This window comes from Candidatus Pantoea symbiotica, from assembly GCF_056491525.1.
Genome location: NZ_JBSZHR010000003.1, coordinates 32,522 through 49,148 on the forward strand (window position 1 = coordinate 32,522; position 16,627 = coordinate 49,148).

20 protein-coding genes and 2 pseudogenes are annotated in these 16,627 nt (G+C 50.1%); 16 read left to right on the forward strand and 6 right to left on the reverse strand.

What is annotated here, in order from left to right:
- The first annotated feature begins 337 nt into the window (after positions 1-337).
- From ACXIZX_RS20795 to ACXIZX_RS20820, 6 genes are all read left to right on the forward strand, one after another.
- Positions 338-1,381, forward strand: coding sequence for a catalase family peroxidase (locus ACXIZX_RS20795; protein ID WP_154183900.1), 1,044 nt, complete (start codon positions 338-340; stop codon positions 1,379-1,381).
- Entirely contained in the window at positions 1,381-1,956 is a 576-nt protein-coding gene (locus ACXIZX_RS20800) for a cytochrome b (protein ID WP_154183898.1), read from the forward strand. The genes ACXIZX_RS20795 and ACXIZX_RS20800 overlap by 1 nt, the downstream gene beginning before the upstream one ends.
- A 54-nt stretch (positions 1,957-2,010) precedes the next feature.
- Positions 2,011-2,601 carry a TetR/AcrR family transcriptional regulator gene (locus tag ACXIZX_RS20805; protein WP_154183896.1) on the forward strand — a complete coding sequence of 197 codons (591 nt, stop codon included), beginning with the start codon at positions 2,011-2,013 and terminating at the stop codon, positions 2,599-2,601.
- Positions 2,602-2,931: 330 nt separating this feature from the next.
- Entirely contained in the window at positions 2,932-3,567 is a 636-nt protein-coding gene (locus ACXIZX_RS20810; protein WP_154183894.1) for a hypothetical protein, read from the forward strand.
- A gap of 232 nt (positions 3,568-3,799) precedes the next feature.
- Complete coding sequence (locus ACXIZX_RS20815) at positions 3,800-4,378, forward strand: DUF308 domain-containing protein (RefSeq protein WP_479404907.1); 579 nt, start codon at positions 3,800-3,802, stop codon at positions 4,376-4,378.
- Positions 4,379-4,483: 105 nt separating this feature from the next.
- Positions 4,484-4,795, forward strand: coding sequence for a chorismate mutase (locus ACXIZX_RS20820; protein WP_154183890.1), 312 nt, complete (start codon positions 4,484-4,486; stop codon positions 4,793-4,795).
- A gap of 27 nt (positions 4,796-4,822) precedes the next feature.
- Here the strand turns inward: ACXIZX_RS20820 and ACXIZX_RS20825 are convergent, their stop codons facing one another.
- Entirely contained in the window at positions 4,823-5,671 is an 849-nt protein-coding gene (locus tag ACXIZX_RS20825) for a LysR family transcriptional regulator (protein WP_154183888.1), read from the reverse strand.
- A 128-nt stretch (positions 5,672-5,799) separates the two neighbouring features.
- Between ACXIZX_RS20825 and ACXIZX_RS20830 the strand changes: the two genes are divergently transcribed.
- Complete coding sequence (locus ACXIZX_RS20830) at positions 5,800-6,546, forward strand: glucose 1-dehydrogenase (protein WP_154183886.1); 747 nt, start codon at positions 5,800-5,802, stop codon at positions 6,544-6,546.
- Positions 6,547-6,648: 102 nt separating this feature from the next.
- Positions 6,649-8,106 (forward strand): MFS transporter, encoded by a 1,458-nt coding sequence (locus ACXIZX_RS20835; protein WP_154183884.1) that lies wholly within the window; start codon positions 6,649-6,651, stop codon positions 8,104-8,106.
- A gap of 117 nt (positions 8,107-8,223) precedes the next feature.
- Here ACXIZX_RS20835 and ACXIZX_RS20840 read toward each other — a convergent pair.
- Positions 8,224-8,616 (reverse strand): annotated as a pseudogene (locus ACXIZX_RS20840) (Rossmann-fold NAD(P)-binding domain-containing protein); the annotation flags it as partial.
- 615 nt (positions 8,617-9,231) lie between these two features.
- Between ACXIZX_RS20840 and ACXIZX_RS20845 the strand changes: the two are divergent.
- Positions 9,232-9,413 (forward strand): annotated as a pseudogene (locus ACXIZX_RS20845) (IS110 family RNA-guided transposase); the annotation flags it as partial.
- Positions 9,414-9,462: 49 nt separating this feature from the next.
- Complete coding sequence (locus ACXIZX_RS20850) at positions 9,463-9,840, forward strand: hypothetical protein (protein ID WP_101761787.1); 378 nt, start codon at positions 9,463-9,465, stop codon at positions 9,838-9,840.
- Between the two features lie 128 nt (positions 9,841-9,968).
- On the opposite strand, the gene ACXIZX_RS20855 is transcribed toward ACXIZX_RS20850, so the two are convergent.
- From ACXIZX_RS20855 to ACXIZX_RS20865, 3 genes are all read right to left on the reverse strand, one after another.
- Entirely contained in the window at positions 9,969-10,604 is a 636-nt protein-coding gene (locus ACXIZX_RS20855; protein WP_154183925.1) for a DUF2268 domain-containing putative Zn-dependent protease, read from the reverse strand.
- A gap of 218 nt (positions 10,605-10,822) precedes the next feature.
- The gene (locus tag ACXIZX_RS20860; RefSeq protein WP_154183878.1) at positions 10,823-11,182 is read right to left on the reverse strand and encodes a hypothetical protein; all 360 of its coding nucleotides are present in this window, start codon (positions 11,180-11,182) and stop codon (positions 10,823-10,825) included.
- Positions 11,183-11,504: 322 nt separating this feature from the next.
- A complete protein-coding gene (locus ACXIZX_RS20865) occupies positions 11,505-11,714 on the reverse strand; it encodes a DUF6434 domain-containing protein (protein WP_154183880.1) in 210 nt (69 codons plus the stop codon).
- A 432-nt stretch (positions 11,715-12,146) separates the two neighbouring features.
- Between ACXIZX_RS20865 and ACXIZX_RS20870 the strand changes: the two genes are divergently transcribed.
- The 3 genes from ACXIZX_RS20870 to ACXIZX_RS20880 all read left to right on the forward strand — a co-directional run bounded on the left by ACXIZX_RS20870 (position 12,147) and on the right by ACXIZX_RS20880 (position 13,850).
- Complete coding sequence (locus tag ACXIZX_RS20870) at positions 12,147-12,401, forward strand: MafI family immunity protein (RefSeq protein WP_154183882.1); 255 nt, start codon at positions 12,147-12,149, stop codon at positions 12,399-12,401.
- A gap of 248 nt (positions 12,402-12,649) precedes the next feature.
- Positions 12,650-13,117 carry a hypothetical protein gene (locus ACXIZX_RS20875; RefSeq protein ID WP_479404908.1) on the forward strand — a complete coding sequence of 156 codons (468 nt, stop codon included), beginning with the start codon at positions 12,650-12,652 and terminating at the stop codon, positions 13,115-13,117.
- 535 nt (positions 13,118-13,652) lie between these two features.
- Positions 13,653-13,850, forward strand: a complete 198-nt coding sequence (locus ACXIZX_RS20880) for a hypothetical protein (protein ID WP_101761634.1) — start codon at positions 13,653-13,655, stop codon at positions 13,848-13,850.
- A 37-nt stretch (positions 13,851-13,887) separates the two neighbouring features.
- Here ACXIZX_RS20880 and ACXIZX_RS20885 read toward each other — a convergent pair whose 3' ends face one another.
- Complete coding sequence (locus ACXIZX_RS20885) at positions 13,888-14,157, reverse strand: hypothetical protein (RefSeq protein ID WP_008101739.1); 270 nt, start codon at positions 14,155-14,157, stop codon at positions 13,888-13,890.
- Positions 14,158-14,559: 402 nt separating this feature from the next.
- On the opposite strand from ACXIZX_RS20885, the gene ACXIZX_RS20890 reads away from it, so the two are divergent.
- The 3 genes from ACXIZX_RS20890 to umuC all read left to right on the forward strand — a co-directional run bounded on the left by ACXIZX_RS20890 (position 14,560) and on the right by umuC (position 16,543).
- Complete coding sequence (locus ACXIZX_RS20890; RefSeq protein ID WP_008101736.1) at positions 14,560-14,793, forward strand: hypothetical protein; 234 nt, start codon at positions 14,560-14,562, stop codon at positions 14,791-14,793.
- 65 nt (positions 14,794-14,858) lie between these two features.
- The gene (gene umuD, locus ACXIZX_RS20895; RefSeq protein ID WP_479404909.1) at positions 14,859-15,281 is read left to right on the forward strand and encodes a translesion error-prone DNA polymerase V autoproteolytic subunit; all 423 of its coding nucleotides are present in this window, start codon (positions 14,859-14,861) and stop codon (positions 15,279-15,281) included.
- Complete coding sequence (gene umuC, locus ACXIZX_RS20900; RefSeq protein ID WP_154183774.1) at positions 15,281-16,543, forward strand: translesion error-prone DNA polymerase V subunit UmuC; 1,263 nt, start codon at positions 15,281-15,283, stop codon at positions 16,541-16,543. The genes umuD and umuC overlap by 1 nt, the downstream gene beginning before the upstream one ends.
- Positions 16,544-16,627 lie beyond the last annotated feature (84 nt).

Sequence of the window (16,627 nt, forward strand, 5' to 3'; positions counted from 1 at the left end):
GCGCAGGGAGTGGAAGTCGCCGGCGGCCACTTTAATGCGGAAGAAAATCCGCAGGAAACGCTGCGTGCTTTACAGGCATTTCTTTGCTAAATCCGAAAATGATCTCCTAAACGATGCCGGAGATCTTACTGCTGCCTTCCGGCAGGGGCCGAAAAGGATCCCTGCGACAAAAGCACGGCAGGTTTAAAAAGAGCGCGATCCTAATTTGACACGTCAGCCTACCTACTAGTAGATTCAATTGAAGCGCAACGCATATATTTGAAGGTCATCCTTTTATCACATGCAAAAAGTGATGGGATGAGCATTAACTCCAACTTCTGCCATGTTGAGTATATTCATGCATAAACGTTCTCTTACAGTCAGTCAGATAATAGCGCGCCTGGCGCTTATTGCTGTGATCCCTTTGCTGCTGATTGCCCTGTTCCTGTGGGCTGGCGGGTGGCTGAAGACCAGCCGGCTGACGTCGGACAAACTGGTAGCGACTTTAGAAAAATCTGGCGGTCACCATCCGGGCTATCGCCGCAATCATGCTAAAGGTGTATGTATCCAGGGTGATTTTGCTGCTAACGGTAACGCCAGTTTTCTTTCACGTGCGGCTTTGTTCGCTCCGGGCATTACGCCTGTGACAGGCCGTTTCGCTATCGCGGGCGGCAATCCGAATGCGCCTGATTATGCGGTACCGGTACGCAGTATGGCGCTGGCGTTTTATCAGAAAAATGGAGAGCAGTGGCGTACCGGTATGAATGCGATGCCGTTTTTCCCGGTGCAAAGCGTACAGGGATTTTATGATCTTCAGACGGCCTCGCTCCCGGACGCACAAACCGGTAAACACGACCCCGCCAGAATGCAGGCTTTTGTACAACAATATCCAGAGATAAAATCTTTCTTCGCCTGGGCAAAGCAATATGTCCCCTCATCGGGCTGGACCCGCGATCGCTTTAACAGCCTGAACGCATTTAATTTCATTGATCCAGAAGGCCACGCACATCTGGTGCGCTGGAGTATGGTGCCGCACGCTGACTACCAGCCGCTGGATGAAAAAGAGAAAGAAAACACTGATTTCCTGCAGCGCGACCTTCAGCAGCGGCTGGCGCAGGGGCCGCAGAAATGGGATCTGATTATTACCGTCGCGCGCCCACGTGATAAAAGCAATGACGCATCGATTGACTGGCCAGCCGATCGTCAGAAGATCAATGCCGGCACGCTGACCATTAACAAAATGACGCCACAGCAGCAGGGTGTCTGTAATGACATTAATTTTGACCCGCTGATTTTACCGGATGGCATTACTGCCTCGGATGACCCGCTTCTGAATGCCCGATCATCCGCTTACGCCAAATCTTACAATGCACGCACTCATGAACAGGCGGAAATTCACTGATGAAACAGAATAATAGGTTTCACCCGGCACTGCGGGTCATCCACTGGCTGATGGCGGCGGCGATTATGGCCATGTTGTTTATTGGCGTTGCAATGGTCTCTACGGTTTCGTCCCTGCACGGCCTTCTGGTTGCCATTCACAAGCCGCTGGGCCTGATGATTTTAGTTCTGGTCATTGTGCGGCTCTGGCTTCGGTTCACCACCGCGACGCCTGCACTTCCGCCCACGCTGCCGGGCTGGCAGAAAGCATTAGCGCACCTCTCCCACTGGGCGCTATATGCCATGATGCTGGCTCAGCCTCTGCTAGGCTGGGCGATGCTGTCGGCGGCGGGCTATCCTGTCACGCTGGGTCATCTGGTGCTGCCGCCCATTATTCCCCTCAGCAACGACGCCTGGGCGCTGCTGCGGACGCTTCATAGCTGGGTAGCACTGGCGCTGTTCGTGACCGTCCTTTTACATCTTGCCGCCGCGCTGTTTCACGCGTTGATTTTGCGCGATGGCGTATTCAGCAGTATGACGGGTATCCGTACACGCTTCACCCCAGGCGCGCTTGACAACCCGGCTGACGGTCAGTAGGTTCAGGCCCGTTTAGAGATTTGCCGCTATTTTATTTTTGCTGCCGGAGCTCAGATGAGTACAGAACGTTCACAGAAAGCCGAAGAAATTATGCACCATACCAGGGAACTGCTCACCTCCGGTGGATATAACAGCTTCAGCTATGCTGATTTAGCGGAGCGGGTTCAGATCCGCAAGTCCAGTATTCATCACCATTTCCCCGGTAAAGCGGGTCTGGTTCAGGCGGTCGTCAGTGACTATCGTCAGCAGGCACAGGCAGGAATGGCCGCCACTAGTCAGAACTTCGCCGGGGATGCGATGGGCGAAATTAACAGCTATGTGAACTTCTGGGCGACCTGCATAAAAGAGAACAATTCTCCTTTCTGTATCTGCGTGATGCTGGCTGTCGAATTACCGATTTTACCCAAAGAAGTGGCTCAGGAAGTCAGTGGTCATTTTGCCGATCTCACGGACTGGCTCACTGGCGTGATGGGCAGAGGCGAGAAGAGCGGCAAATTTATCCTGCGGGAAAGTGCAGCCGCTGAGGCTAAATCGCTCATGGCGACGGTACATGGTGCCATTATTTCTGCGCGGGCTTTTAATAACGCTGACGTATTTTTGGAAATTGTAAAACCGGCCATCGGCAGATTGGTGAAATCCCGCTGAGTCAATGCAGATAAGGTGTTATCTGGCAGGTTTTAAGGCGGCCTGACCGGTTTTATTCCGTCAGCAGTCTGACACTGCTGGCTTATTAAAACGCGAAACAACAGGGCAGTTACGGCGGCCAGGGTTCGTGACGATCAAACTGAGCGATTAAACGCCTCTAGTGAAAGAGGGCATTGATAGACGGTATGATTGCCACTGCAGTGCCTACCATCTAGTAGGTTGGTGTTTCTCCGGTAAGGATTTAAGTCCGCTTCACGAAAGTTAACGATTGAGGGAATGCCCTGATTAAGGCTATTTCACTGCACCCTGACTCAGACGGAGATGTTACAGATGACGACTATTCGAGCTCTGCCTTCCATGCCAGATCTTGCAGCATTGATTACCGAAAGGATGAATGATCGGTTTCCCGATCCCATTTCCTCAGGTTTTCAGGCTCAGTTGCAGATGCAGGTTCGGCTTTCCCGCTCTGACGCCTTAAAGGAGCCCATCGTGCAAAAGCAATCTGCCACTGTGCCCCCACGCCGGGCAGATATTGACTCGATGCTTGCACAACTGCTCGCCAGCAAAAAACTGTTATTACAGCCAGCCCGAACAGTTTCAGTTTCTGCAAAAGCCATCAGGGAAAACTTAACCGCATGCAACCTGACTGATAACGCTTTCAATGAAGCCTCTGGCGTTAATAGCAGTGAGTCGGTTCAGCAGGCTGATTCAGGGTTATGTGAAAAAATAAACAGAAAACATCCTGAATTAAGATGTGATTCCTGCTGTTATTCGCTTGTTTCAGATTTTTCCGTTGCCTGCCCGCAACCTTACCCGGCTGTAGCTATGACACCCTCAATTATTTATATCTGGATCGCACCTGAATTTGTCCGGGCGCCGGTGCCTTTTTACCGCGGACATCCATTGCGTATACGCCGACTTCGTCAGTTAAACCAGACAGGCTATCGTCAGGCGGGCCGTGGCTGAAACTGAGAGCAGTAATTAAATCAGAGAACAGACTTTTACCGATGGCTTTAACGGGCACGTCATCCTTTTAATTCAGGGTCTATTTCTGGGAATAAAATTGCCAGAAATAGATATTCTGGTGAATTTAGTGCCTGTTTATTCCACCATTCGGCGAGTTGAACATCTAATTAAATCAGGTGGTTACCATCATCTGAATGATCTGTAATAAACAAGATAAACCTGGAGAGTCATCATGCAAACCAAGACATTACTGTCTGCCAAATCTCAGAATCAATGGCTTCACTCTTACTACTATATTCGTGCGGCGGGATCACTTATCTGGATTGCACTTGCGGTACTGATAGGCAAAAATAATCCCGCAATTGGTGCGGTTCTGCTTGTTCTCTATCCGGCATGGGATGCTATTGCGAATTATTTAGATGCCAGCAAATCCGGCGGATTATCAGTTAATCCCGCTCAGAAGTTTAACTTTATCGTCAGCCTGATTGTCGCCGCCGCTATTATCTGGGCGCTTTCCATCAGTATGAATACCACCATTAAAGTCTTTGGGCTGTGGGCAATATTTTCAGGTGTACTACAGCTCTCGGCGTCCGTTCGTCGCTGGAAACAGGCTAATGGACAGTGGGCGATGATTTTAAGCGGTGCGCAATCTGCATTAGCGGGTGTGTTCATGTTTAAACAGGCGAGCAGTGATATGGCTCTGGATGTTACCACGGTTGCACCTTACGCGGCTTTTGGCGTCTTCTATTTCCTGATTTCGGCCATTACCTTGACCATAAAAAAGAGTCGAGGAAATAAGGCTCACTGCTGAACCATAAAAATGGCGGTTTAACGGTCATTCATTTTCGGGCGGCTAATAGCATTTCGCCGTCAGCCAGCCCCACTTTTAAATCAGGTTAATGTCAGAGGTGAACCGATGTATTCTCATGATCATCAGGCAGAGCTCTTCTCGTATCGGCAGACGATTGATAATCTCGATGCTGCGCTCATTCATATCCTTGCAGAACGTTTCCGCTGCACACATAAAGTGGGTGAGCTCAAAGCCGCTCATCATCTGCCTGAAATCGACACAGGCAGAGAGGCCCTGCAGCTCACCCGATTCAGAGAAATCGGACAGAGTGCAGGTCTTGACGGGAATTTTGTGGAAGGATTTATGCGCTCAATTATTGATGAAGTAGTCCGCAGGCACAGGAAAGTGAAAGCATCTCACAGGATGAGACCTGCCTGAGAACCGGCGAATTTAGCGTCCTGACGCTCAGGTCAGCATCCTGTCTGCAATATCCAGCAGGGCGCGCAGACGATCCATATTACGCAAATCCTGATGGTAGCCGACCCAGATATCCCGTGAAGGCGGAAAATCGGGCGTTGTTATTCGCTGCAGGCCAGGTGTGGTATCGCCCAGCGGCTGAGGCAGTACGGCGACGCCCATTCCCCGCAGGCACATCTGTGCCTGAACGGCCCGGCTCGTGCTTTTAAAGGCGGGTCGTGACTGTGGAAACCTCTCCAGCAACCAGGCGACGTCAGGAAAGTGTGACTGTCCGGTATTCATCAGCACCAACCCCACCGATGAGGGCGCTGTCAGCAGCGCCTGTGCCTTTTCTGGCGTTCCATAAAGCGCGTAGGGCACGCTCATCAGGCGGCGCTGAACGATGTCCGGATCGGTGAAGGGAACGATGCGAAACGCGACGTCGGCATCACGGCGCGACAGATCGAGCAGGCGGAAACTGGCAATCACCTCCGGCACAATTGCCGGATGACGGCGCGTCAGTTCACTCAGGACGGGTGCCAGCACAGTGTTAGTAAACCATTCTGCGGCGGATATGCGCAGTATTCCTTCAAGACGGTCGTGATTACCCGCCAGACGTCGCTCCAATGCAAGCCCGGAATTTTCCATCATCTCTGCGAGTTTCATGACGCCGTCACCGGCATCGGTCAGCACCAGACCCTCTTTTGTGCGACGGAACAGCGCCTGCTGCGCCTCATCCTCCAGTGCTTTAATACGGCGTCCGACGGTCGGATGACTTACGCCCAGACTCAATGCCGCCTTGCCGAACGAGCCGTTACGGATGACGGCAAGAAAGACCTGAATATCTCCCCACTCCATACGCTGAACCCACTGTTCAAAAATGAACGTCCAATATACAAAAGTGTCAGTTCTCAAACAACTTTGCAGGTAACACTATAGGTTCTTTCACTCCGTCGCCTCAGGCGGCCCTTACAGGAAGCGAAAGTATGAACAGACTCAAAGGCAAAGTTGCCCTCGTTACCGGTGGTTCAAAAGGTATAGGCGCAGGGATAGCTCGCCAGCTGGCGGCTGACGGGGCAGACGTTGTCGTCAATTATGTCTCAGACAGAAACGGGGCAGAAAAGGTGGTTACGGCGATTGAAGCCGCCGGCGGAAAGGCAATAGCTGTCGCGGCGGATGTTACCCGCCAGCCAGAGGTTGAGTCACTCATTAACACCACCCTCGAACTTTTCGGACGGCTGGACATTGTAGTGAACAACGCCGGTGTTTATCAGTTTGCCAGCATTGAGGAAAGCACCGAGGCGCTCTACCGAAGGCAGTTCGATATTAATGTTCTGGGTCCGTTACTGGTCAGCGCCGCGGCCGTGCCGCACTTGGGTAAAGGCAGCAGCATTATTAACATAAGTTCGTTCGTCACCCGCGTTTTTCTTGCTGAGAGCGCCATCTACAGCGGGGCCAAAGGCGCGATCGACGCCATCACCGGCGTGCTTTCCAAAGAGCTGGGTCCCCGGCAAATCCGTGTCAATGCGGTCAATCCCGGCCTGATCGAAACCGAAGGAAGCCATAGCGCAGGTGCGATAAATTCAGACTTCCAGAGATGGAATGAGGAGCAGACGCCGCTCGGCCGCATCGGACAGGTGAAGGACGTTGCGCCGATCGTCTCCTTTCTCGCCTCAGACGAGGCGGCATGGATCAGCGGCGAGGTGATCCTCGCCTCCGGCGGCATGCGCTGACCGGTTCGGCGTGACGATTCAGCGGGGCGGCAGCCCCGCGAACTAAACATTCCCGATTACCACACGTCCTTTACCTGGGAACCGTTCCATAAGGAGTGAGCTATGTCGGTACATAGCATCCCGCACGCTGAGCCACGCCGCTGGGCGATGTTTGTTATTTTACTGGTTGGGGCATTTTTACCGCCCCTCGATTTCTTTATCGTTAATGTGGCGCTGCCTGCTATTCAGAATGAGCTGAGCACCACTTCCTCGGCGGAACAGCTGGTTATTTCATCCTATGCTGCTGTTTATGCCGTAACCCTGATCACCGGCGGTCGGCTGGGTGATATATACGGTCGTGGAAAGATGTTCTTTATCGGGCTGATTGGTTTTGCCGCGGCATCGTTGCTGTGCGGTTTTGCCGGATCATCCTGGGTACTGATAGCCGGACGGATATTACAGGGCGCCACGGCCGCCATTATGGCTCCTCAGGCGCTGGCTTCTGTACAGGCCATTTTTCCCGAAGCGGAGAGACCCTTAGCACTGAGTCTCTATGGCGCAGTGTTTGGTCTGGCCTCTGTGATCGGACAGGTCCTGGGTGGGGTTCTGATTTCAGCCGATCTGTTTCACCTGGGATGGCGGACAATTTTTCTGGTTAACCTGCCGGTGGCGCTGCTGGTCGTTCTTTTTGGTCTGCCGCTGCTGAAAGAGACGCGGGCGCGGGCGGCGCAGCGGCTTGATCCTGTCGGCACACTGCTGGCCACATTAACGCTAAGCACGCTAATCGTGCCGCTGATCGAAGGGCGTGAAGCGGGATGGCCCTGGTGGACATGGATGTTATTTCTTACTTTCCCACTGCTGGCCGCGCTGTTATGGTGCTATGAGCAACGGCTCAGCCAGAAGGGCGGATCGCCACTGCTTGATCCGGACGTATTACGCGCCCCGGGGCTGGGGCAGGGACTGGTGATTATTTTACTGTTTTATTCCATCGGCACCTTCTTCCTTCTGTTTTCTATCTATCTGCAGGGGGCACTGCATTTAAATGCGCTGAGCGCAGGCACGGTTTTCCTGCCGTTTGGCGTGGGTTTTCTGATTGGTCCGTTACTGACGCCCTGGCTGAGGCGATTTACCGGTAATTATCTGAGCGCAATCGGGATGGGATGCGAAACCGCTGGGCTGGCGGGCATGGCAGGATTGATTGCCATGACGCTTACGGGCAAACCGCCCGCCATGCTGCCGCTCGCCGCGCTGCTTTTTGTGACCGGTATGGGGCAGGGACTGGCGATGCCAACCCTGGTGCGGATGGTTACCGGCCAGGTTGCGCCACCGTTCTCAGGCATGATTGCGGGAATAACCAGCGCCACTTTACAGATCAGCACGGCGCTTAGCGTCGCCGTGATTGGCGGCATTTTTTACAGCATGCTGGGCAGCAGTCATAGCGGCGCAGCCATTACCCATGCCTTTATCGTTGCGCTTCTCACGATGGCCACCTGCCTGGCTATCGGGGCAGCACTGAGTACTCGGCTTATCCGGCACGGCTCGGATAGTTCCGCGAGCCCGGCCTGCGTATCCCAACGGTAACACAACAGGCTCAGCTGGCTGCGATGCAGCGGCCAGCAGCTAAAACCTCTTCGCTTACGCATCGTAATTTGAGAGCTTCTTCAGTCCGGAATGCCAGATGAGTGGCCGTCTATTTCATCAGTCATCGGTAGAACGCGTAAGATCTTCCCACCTAACAATTTCCTGACTCAGGGCCGCCAGTTTTTGACGGACTAACCCCAGGGCATAACTGCCTCACAACAGATGCTCCGGTGGGGTCCGGTTCCTCTCAACTCCAGTATGGCCTGAGCAGCCTTGCCGGAATTTTCGGGTTGTTTTCCGCTTTTTCCTCCCGTGCCTGACGAATAGGCCTGAATAGAGTGTCATAATCCGGCATTGTTCGGCCGCTACGTATCATCGAACGTCCTTCCCAGTCCGTGAGGATTGAGCAGGGTTTCACGGTGGTGAGGTGTATGCCGATGGTGCAAGCTCTTTGCCCTGAGTTTCTGAAATACTTTCCCGTGCAAACTTTCTGCCGCAGTAGTCGCTAAGGGGGTAGTGCAACAGCGAGTAGTGCTGGCAGCCAAAATATTCACAGCCAAAAATTCCGGATACTAATCGGCACGCTGTGAAGTTGCTATTCCGGGTGCTTACCAAAGACGTAATGTTCAGTGAAATCAAACCTGTTAACCGTCATCTATTAAACGTCAGCTCCTGGCACACTGCGGACGTAATGTTTCATCATAATTCTGATTCAAAGCAATTACGGCGGCCGAGCAGTGCGCAGCCGGCCTTCTGAATGACGCCCTGGCGTCATGGAGGCGCCAGATGACGTGATATAAAACTCCGATGGTAAACGGCGCCGTACGCCCGGCGTAGCCGGTTGATGACCCATAAAGCCTGCCAGTGCATCCCCCTCCCTTGTATCTAACATTATGTGGTGATTAGCTACCATCACACGAAGCGGAGTGAGCCGGGCCCCTCCCTGAGGACAGTCTGAATTACTGATCCTGCCTGACAGCTTGCGGCCCTCCGTTTCACCTTATACGGCAGCACATTTTGTTGAACGGTTACCGTGAGCATGACTCCGGATAAACAAGGCGAACAGGCGTGACGGTCAATGTGAGAAAAGAAGGAAAATGTTTCCTGTAGGTATACGACCTTTGCATCCTCTATGATGGCATAAAGGGTCGTATACGGACCAAAAAGAAAAAAATGGCAGTAGTGCTGCAGCTAATATCATCCGCTGGCTTCGAATGCAGCACTGTGGCTTGGGGGACGTTCACCTTATTATGGAAGCAACCGGCGTTTATCACGAACGGTTAGCTCTTTCGCTGCATGAAGCTGGCGCATAATTTAACAATATCGCTCAACGGTATAAACCTAAAGGGTCGCGTTATGCTGAGAACAAACAATAAAAAGATATTAACCCTTCTATTCCCCTTACTCTTCGCTCAATTACTGAGCGGGTGCTCACTGACTCGAGTTTCTGAAAAATCGCATGCCAGAGAAGTCGAGAGCCTAAATGTTATCGGAATGAGCTTGGTTTCGGCGAAAGAAAAGTTAAGTAAAGAAGGATTTGATTGCAGCGATTATCCTGAGACCAATAGGGTGCAGACCCAATCTGGCGCACGCACTTTAATACAGCTTGATTGTAGCAAACGAAGCTTAGAACTGATTTGTCCGCAGATACGCTATGCGGTACTCAATGCCGACCCCCAAAGCTTCAAAGTGGTATTGGTGGGAAAACGCATAACTCAACAAGCATGTTTTTGATGATCAATGTTCCTACGTTAAGCCTGTTTCTTAAAGAGACATGACAGGCAACTTTGAGCGAAAAGCGGACCATGCGTATTTCGCTTATGAGCTGAATAACAGCTCTGGAGAAATAAAAAGTATGCACTTCATATAAAAGCTTTTAACTCCTCAGCATTTATGTTCGCCAGCATTGATGCTTTCAAATGCGGGGATAATGCGAGATACCTGGATAACAGGTTGAACCCTGCCGTATAACCAAGCCACCTTGGTAAATCACCTGTTCCGAAAAACCAGGCATTATGGTCGTAATCAGCACGATGCCAGTTTTCAAGCATTAGTGGATGGTAGGGCTTAACAGTATCGGACTTGAGGCTTTCCCAAGGCTCAGGTTCACCACCCAAAAGCTCAAGAGAAAAATGCCCGGCAAGTCCTTCAGAGACGAGTGCTTCTCCCAGCGTTGAGCCGTACCCAGGTCCTGACCACCTTGAAGCATGGTGAAGTTCATGAGCAAACATACGTTCAATAGATTGCGCAACGTTTTTGCAGAATGCAGGGTTTTCAGGATCGACAGTTATATAGATAACACCTGCTTCAGGACAAAAACCGGCATGCCCTTTTTCAGGGATAACAAACTTCCCGGCCTTAACTACGACATCTACTGAAGGAGTCGGCATCAACTTTGTGACTTGTAAGTAGGTATCGCTCAAGTTAGTCCGCAGCCATTCGCTGTGAACAGTGAGTTTTTCCTGAGCATTCAGAATATGGATGGTTATTTGGGGCATGTCAGTCTTACCCAGAAACATTAGTAATGTGCGCATACTAACAGACATATAGGGCATGTCATGTTGCAGCTCAGCAAGTGGCCGACCAATGATCACTAATGTCAGCTTCTGTCATAAAGCGGCCAAACCGGAGGAAAACAGCGTCTGCTATGAGCGAAGAACGGACGTTAAAATTATGGCGACCGGGAAGTTTTGCCACATTAGACATAACACCTCTGTTATGAATCGGCAGAAGCCAGCTCCGCAAGCAACCTGAGCACAGAGCGGGGGTCTGCCGAGCAATATTCCATGACGCCTAACCAGACGATTTTTCGTTTGTCGAAGCCCTGATGGTAAAACTGATAACGAAGTCCCGGAGCGCAGACGAGAAGTACAGGATCGCGCGTTATCAGAACCTCAATATCTGACTCGGTATCGTCAGCAATAACCCGGTAATCCGCGCCGAACTTATCCAGCTCCCGTTGAAGGGATTTAATAAACTTTTCGGTAAGCGTGAACGGGAAATAACCTCTTTGCAGCGGAGATCGTCCCAGCATGGGGCTTGGACTGTGAACAACGTAGATAGCTTTGCTTGTCATAACACTCCCTGTAGTTTGTCAGTTTACCAGACTACAGACTGTCAGCTGTAGCGCTCAGGTGTCCAGCAAGCATATACCATAACACTTCTTTCCGGCACCGCCGCGCCCTCAGCGCGATCCTGACGCGATCGGGTCGTTTCCGGCACCTTTTTACCGGCCAGAATCCTGAAAAACGGCCATGAAGATAACGGCGCATCTGAATTATTATGTGGTGAGATTTACTCTCCACCGATTAGTGCTCGCAGATGCTGGAAACGTCCGCTCCTGGCACTCAGCGGACGAGGTAAAGATCCGCTATGAGCGAAGACCGGACGTCACTAAGCTAAAGTGTATGTCTGCGCTTCCACTCAGCAACCACATCACCCAGATTTTTTGGTGCATCATTTCGTATCCAGGCCATAAACTCGCGATCAAAAAGGAAATCTGGACCGCACTCATCCATCATGAAACGGCGAACGTTTTGGGTGTTTTTGTAGTCTTTATCCACCATTGTCAAACGTGTTAATAAAGAACTATGCCAATCGATTTTCACTTGTTGACTCCTGTTTTAAATAAACGATAGCGGTGTTCAAATTTAGCAAGCTGACTATGAAATGCCCGCTTCAAAGACTTAGCTGAAGTTGCGAATTCGTTTATGGGCAGCGCGATCAATATTAGCTTGTTGTAGTAAGCATGAGGGCGCACAGCACACCCAGAAGCAGTGAGATATCAAGCTTGTTCGCTTTATCTCGAAGGGGCTTAGGCTTTCGGTTAAGACCCGAACTTCACATCGGGATATCAATGTCATGCCCAGAGCTGATTATGCAATACCGGAAGGGTTCAGAGGGTGATGAAGTCATTAAGATGCGCGCTCATGTGAAATGCATAGCCACATGACGCATGTCCGCTCCGTGCCAAAAGCAGACATTGATCACATTGATATATGTTAATTTATGGAGAGCAGATCAATTGAGGAATTAAAAAAATGTTTGCTAATCGAATAAGGAAGTTTGGAAAGGCATTTGAAGGCAGATTAGAGCCTTTTTTACTTGAAGGTGCTTTGGACTATATAAACTTTAACGAAGAACCATTAGCCTTTGAAATCTTATGTGAACATATTTGTGAGTATGATTTACAGCTTAGCCAAACTGAATATGATGAAGCCATAGCATTGGCTAAACATATGGGGTTAGATGTATTGGATGGACCCTACAAGCACTTAGCTGGCTTGATTTTATAATGAGTCGATTTGACCTGCTCCCCGTTGATTCACACGGAATGCTGTTAGCAATGTCCGCTTTTCGCTCATAGCAGACGTCGTTTTCCTCAGGTTTGGACGCTTTGTGAAAAGAGCGAAATTAAATAATCGCCAATGATAATTGCTGATGATCCTCCTGAGTCCACAAGGCAGCCTTAGAGGTTGTGCCCTCATGTTAATGAACGTTAAAGTTGCTCAAAATGATTATGGGCAGTATCAGGAAGTAATTTATGGCACGTCGAAGTGAATTAAAAGGTATAGCTAATGCTATTAATGGGAGTTTTGTTAGCAGAAACAACGACTTTAATGGATACTGGTCAATAGGTCAGATTAAATCACTCGCTCTTGATAACGGCCTTACCTCAGTAACTTTTCCTCTCACCCTTCCTATGACCAATCCTGCATCTGATCTGCAAATCTACACGGTTCACCGCTACGCTAAAATGCTTAAAAGCCTTTTATCTAAACAGAAATTACCTGACCTCTGGGTAAGGAACGCGATCATCAAGATCGATTTTAATGCTAATTCGAAACATGCAAAATTGTACGAAGACACCTCCTCAGGCGAACCTTTTCAATGTACCTGTAAGATAACTGATGATACTGACCGAGATTACTCATCCATAATATATGGACGTTGCTTGCCGCATTCTGTTGTTCGAGAGTTAAAGTCTACTCGAGATTCACCATCAGATTAAATTCAGCTTCTCGCTCATAGCGGACCTGGCACGCGTATCCGCTTCGCGCCATAAGCGAAGATGAGCAGTATTAAGTTTTCAGTTATTCCAGTAGTCAGCTCCGAACTGCACTGTCTTAGTGGGGGACGCCCGTTGTTGATATAAGCCAAAATTAGAGCCAGAAAGTGTGGGTAAAAAGCCCGGAGCAATGGATTCCGGGCGGCAAAAAATGGAGCCTAACATTTCCAGCAGGTTGACAGTCGTCTCGGGAAGAAAGTGAGACAAATTGAGCTTAGACAGCCGTTTAGGGTTTGTCAGCCCGTCGATAAAAAAAGCCCGCAGGAGCGGGCAAAGAAGTCCTTAGGCTAAGTCATTTCGTACGCAACACGTTTGCTGTGTGTTACGGATTAATCATAATCGAGCGGTACTGTTTTGCTATAAGCCGCGCGCAAAATTTCATCGCAAAACCTCAACTTCAGAATTCTGCCATTGAGCCGTTTCTTATATCGAAGCTCAGCTGCAGGCGTACCGTAGAGAAATTACAACAGGAGGATGCATGGACATTGAGGTTTGTGACCTGGCGATGGATGCAGTACGCAGCGTTATGGGGCAGGCGGTTATAAACATGCTTGACGAAGGTATACCGATTACGAACGATTCACTGGTCGGTTATATGGCCGCAATGTTTGAGGATGAGGCCAGGAGTTGCGTGGCAGAGCTGGCAATGTATCTTTTTGGTGTCAGCAAGCACTGAGCCAAAAGAAAACCCGGCACGGCGGCCGGGTCAGTAATTACGCAACGTTTTGTAGCTTCAGTCCATGCTCGTATCCCATTAGGTATGCAGTGAATGCATCCTTGTGGCGAACATAACTTGCCTGACTTTCTGCTAGGTCGGCGAGCACACCGTCATCACTAGCTTTTGGAACACCAATCATTGCGTGCCACTTACCTAAATCATACGCACAACCAGCGCATTTATGGCGCCCAGTTTGACCTTGGTTCTCCGGAAGAACCTCGAACATCTGATTGCGGCGATGGCCTTGTTTACAAATAATTTTCATAAAGCACCTTGAAAAATAAGGTGCCGAACGCTTTACACGGGATCTCGCTTGAGATAATCTCAAAAACGAGATCTCAAGAAAACATTCAAGCACTGACTGTTTTTATCGGCCCCATGTTGTTGACGCAACTTGGGGCTTTCCCTTATGTGGCGCACACTTACTGACCACATCTTCGGATAATATCCAGGCAGCACAAAAACCTCAATAAAAAGATCAGCTTAACTGCTGTATTTTTTCACATCTGTGTATTCAGCCAGTTTTTGCCCCTCATAAAGTCCACTGCAATATAAATTTCTTTGCCCGCCAATCCCTTCGCAAAAACCTCATGCAATTGACTTGATCGAACCTGGTGATCGATATTACTGTATTTATATACAGTATCTATCAGGAAGGGTTATAACCATGCCCCGCGACTACGAAATCAAAGACGCCTTTAGGTTCGCAATCAAACGCGATGCCGCTGGCCGATACACCGTCAGTACACTCGATTTTGTCACTGAGCTTAAGCGGCTAAACTGGCATTACACGCCACGCGAAGCCAACAACTGGATAGAAGCGCATAAGTCAGTTTTCCGGGATATTTCCACAGCGGAAGGTGATGAGCGCGTGTTTCAGGTGTTCAATCCAAACGGTTGAGAATAAATAAAATATTAAATTTTCTTTTAATTTTGTTCTGAAATTCATCAATTGAGACTACAGCCATGAAGTTCTACAAAAGTGCAAAAATCCGCGCCATATTAGCGCTGCCATTATTTATTGAGCGCGTCCCATGTGGGTTTCCTTCTCCTGCACAGGACTATGTTGAACAGCGAATCGATCTTAACAGTCTGCTTGTCAGCCATCCCAGCTCAACTTATTTCATCAGGGTAAGCGGTGACTCCATGATTGACGGTGGCATCAGTGATGGCGATATGCTGGTTGTGGACAGCTCAGTGAAAGCTGATCATGGCGACATTATTGTGGCGGCCATCGAGGGAGAGTTCACTGTGAAACAGCTCATGACTAAACCTTGCCTGCACCTGAAGCCAATGAATCCAGCGCACGCTATCATTCCGGTCAACGATCCTGACCAGTTTGAAATTTTTGGAGTGGTCAAATACTCGATTAAATCGATGGCACAGTAATGTTCGCGCTGGTGGACGTTAATAATTTTTATTGCGCCTGCGAGAAGGTTTTCCGACCTGACCTGTGGGGAAAGCCAGTGCTGGTTTTAAGTAATAATGACGGCTGTGTCATTGCCCGCAGCGCGGAAGTCAAAGCGCTGAATATCCCCATGGGCGCACCTTACTTTAAGCTTAAAGATGAAATACGCAGACACAAGATTCACGTGTTTAGCTCCAACTATGCGCTGTATGCAGATTTTAGCAATCGCGTAATGACAACATTGGAAGCTATGGCGCCATCCGTCGAGGTGTACTCAATCGATGAGGCCTTCCTGGACCTGACAGGTCTGAGAAATTGCCGGGTTCTTGAAGATTTTGGGCGAGAAGTTCGTGAACGCGTCAGACGCAACACGCATCTGACCGTGGGCGTCGGTATCGCCCAAACTAAAACGTTAGCAAAATTAGCAAATTACGCTGCCAAAAAGTGGACGCAGACCGGCGGCGTTGTTGACCTGTCAAACATTGAGCGCCAGCGGAAGCTGATGGCGCTGGTTCCGGTCGAAGAAGTTTGGGGTGTTGGCTGGCGCATCAGTAAGAAGCTAAATGCTATGGGCATCATCACCGCGAAAGACCTGTCGGAGCAAAGCACATATATCATCCGTAAGCACTTCAACGTTGTGCTGGAGCGAACGGTGCGCGAGCTGCGGGGCGAGCCTTGCCTCGCGCTGGAAGAATTTGCGCCTACCAAGCAGCAAATCGTCTGCTCACGATCCTTCAGCTCGCGCATAACCGAGTATATGGATATGCGTCAGGCGGTTTGCTCGTATGCAGAGCGCGCGGCTGAGAAGCTGAGAAGGGAACGCCAGTACTGTAGTCAGGTAGCGGTGTTTGTCCGGACCAGCCCACACGCTGAAGGTGAAGTGTTCTATGGAAACCAGGCGATGGGTAAGCTGCTAACGCCCTCCAACGACACGCGCGACATCATCAGAGTTGCTATGCAGGGTCTCGACCATATATGGCGGGACGGGTGCCGCTATATGAAAGCAGGGGTGATGCTGGGCGATTTTTACAGCCAGGGCGTTTCTCAACTCAATCTCTTTGATGAATTTAAGCCCCAGGCCAACAGTGAGGCGCTGATGCGTGTTGTTGATGGCCTAAACCAGAGCGGGAAGGGGAAATTATGGTTTGCAGGTCAGGGGATCCAGAAATCCTGGGAGATGAAGCGTGAGATGCTGTCACCGGCATACACGACGCGGTATGAGGATCTGCCCGTGGCGAAGTGAAGTTTACTACTGTCCGCTGCAGTAGTCTGAAACGATAACCGAAACCCGGAACCACGTAGTAATGTCTTTATGATTGAAGTCACC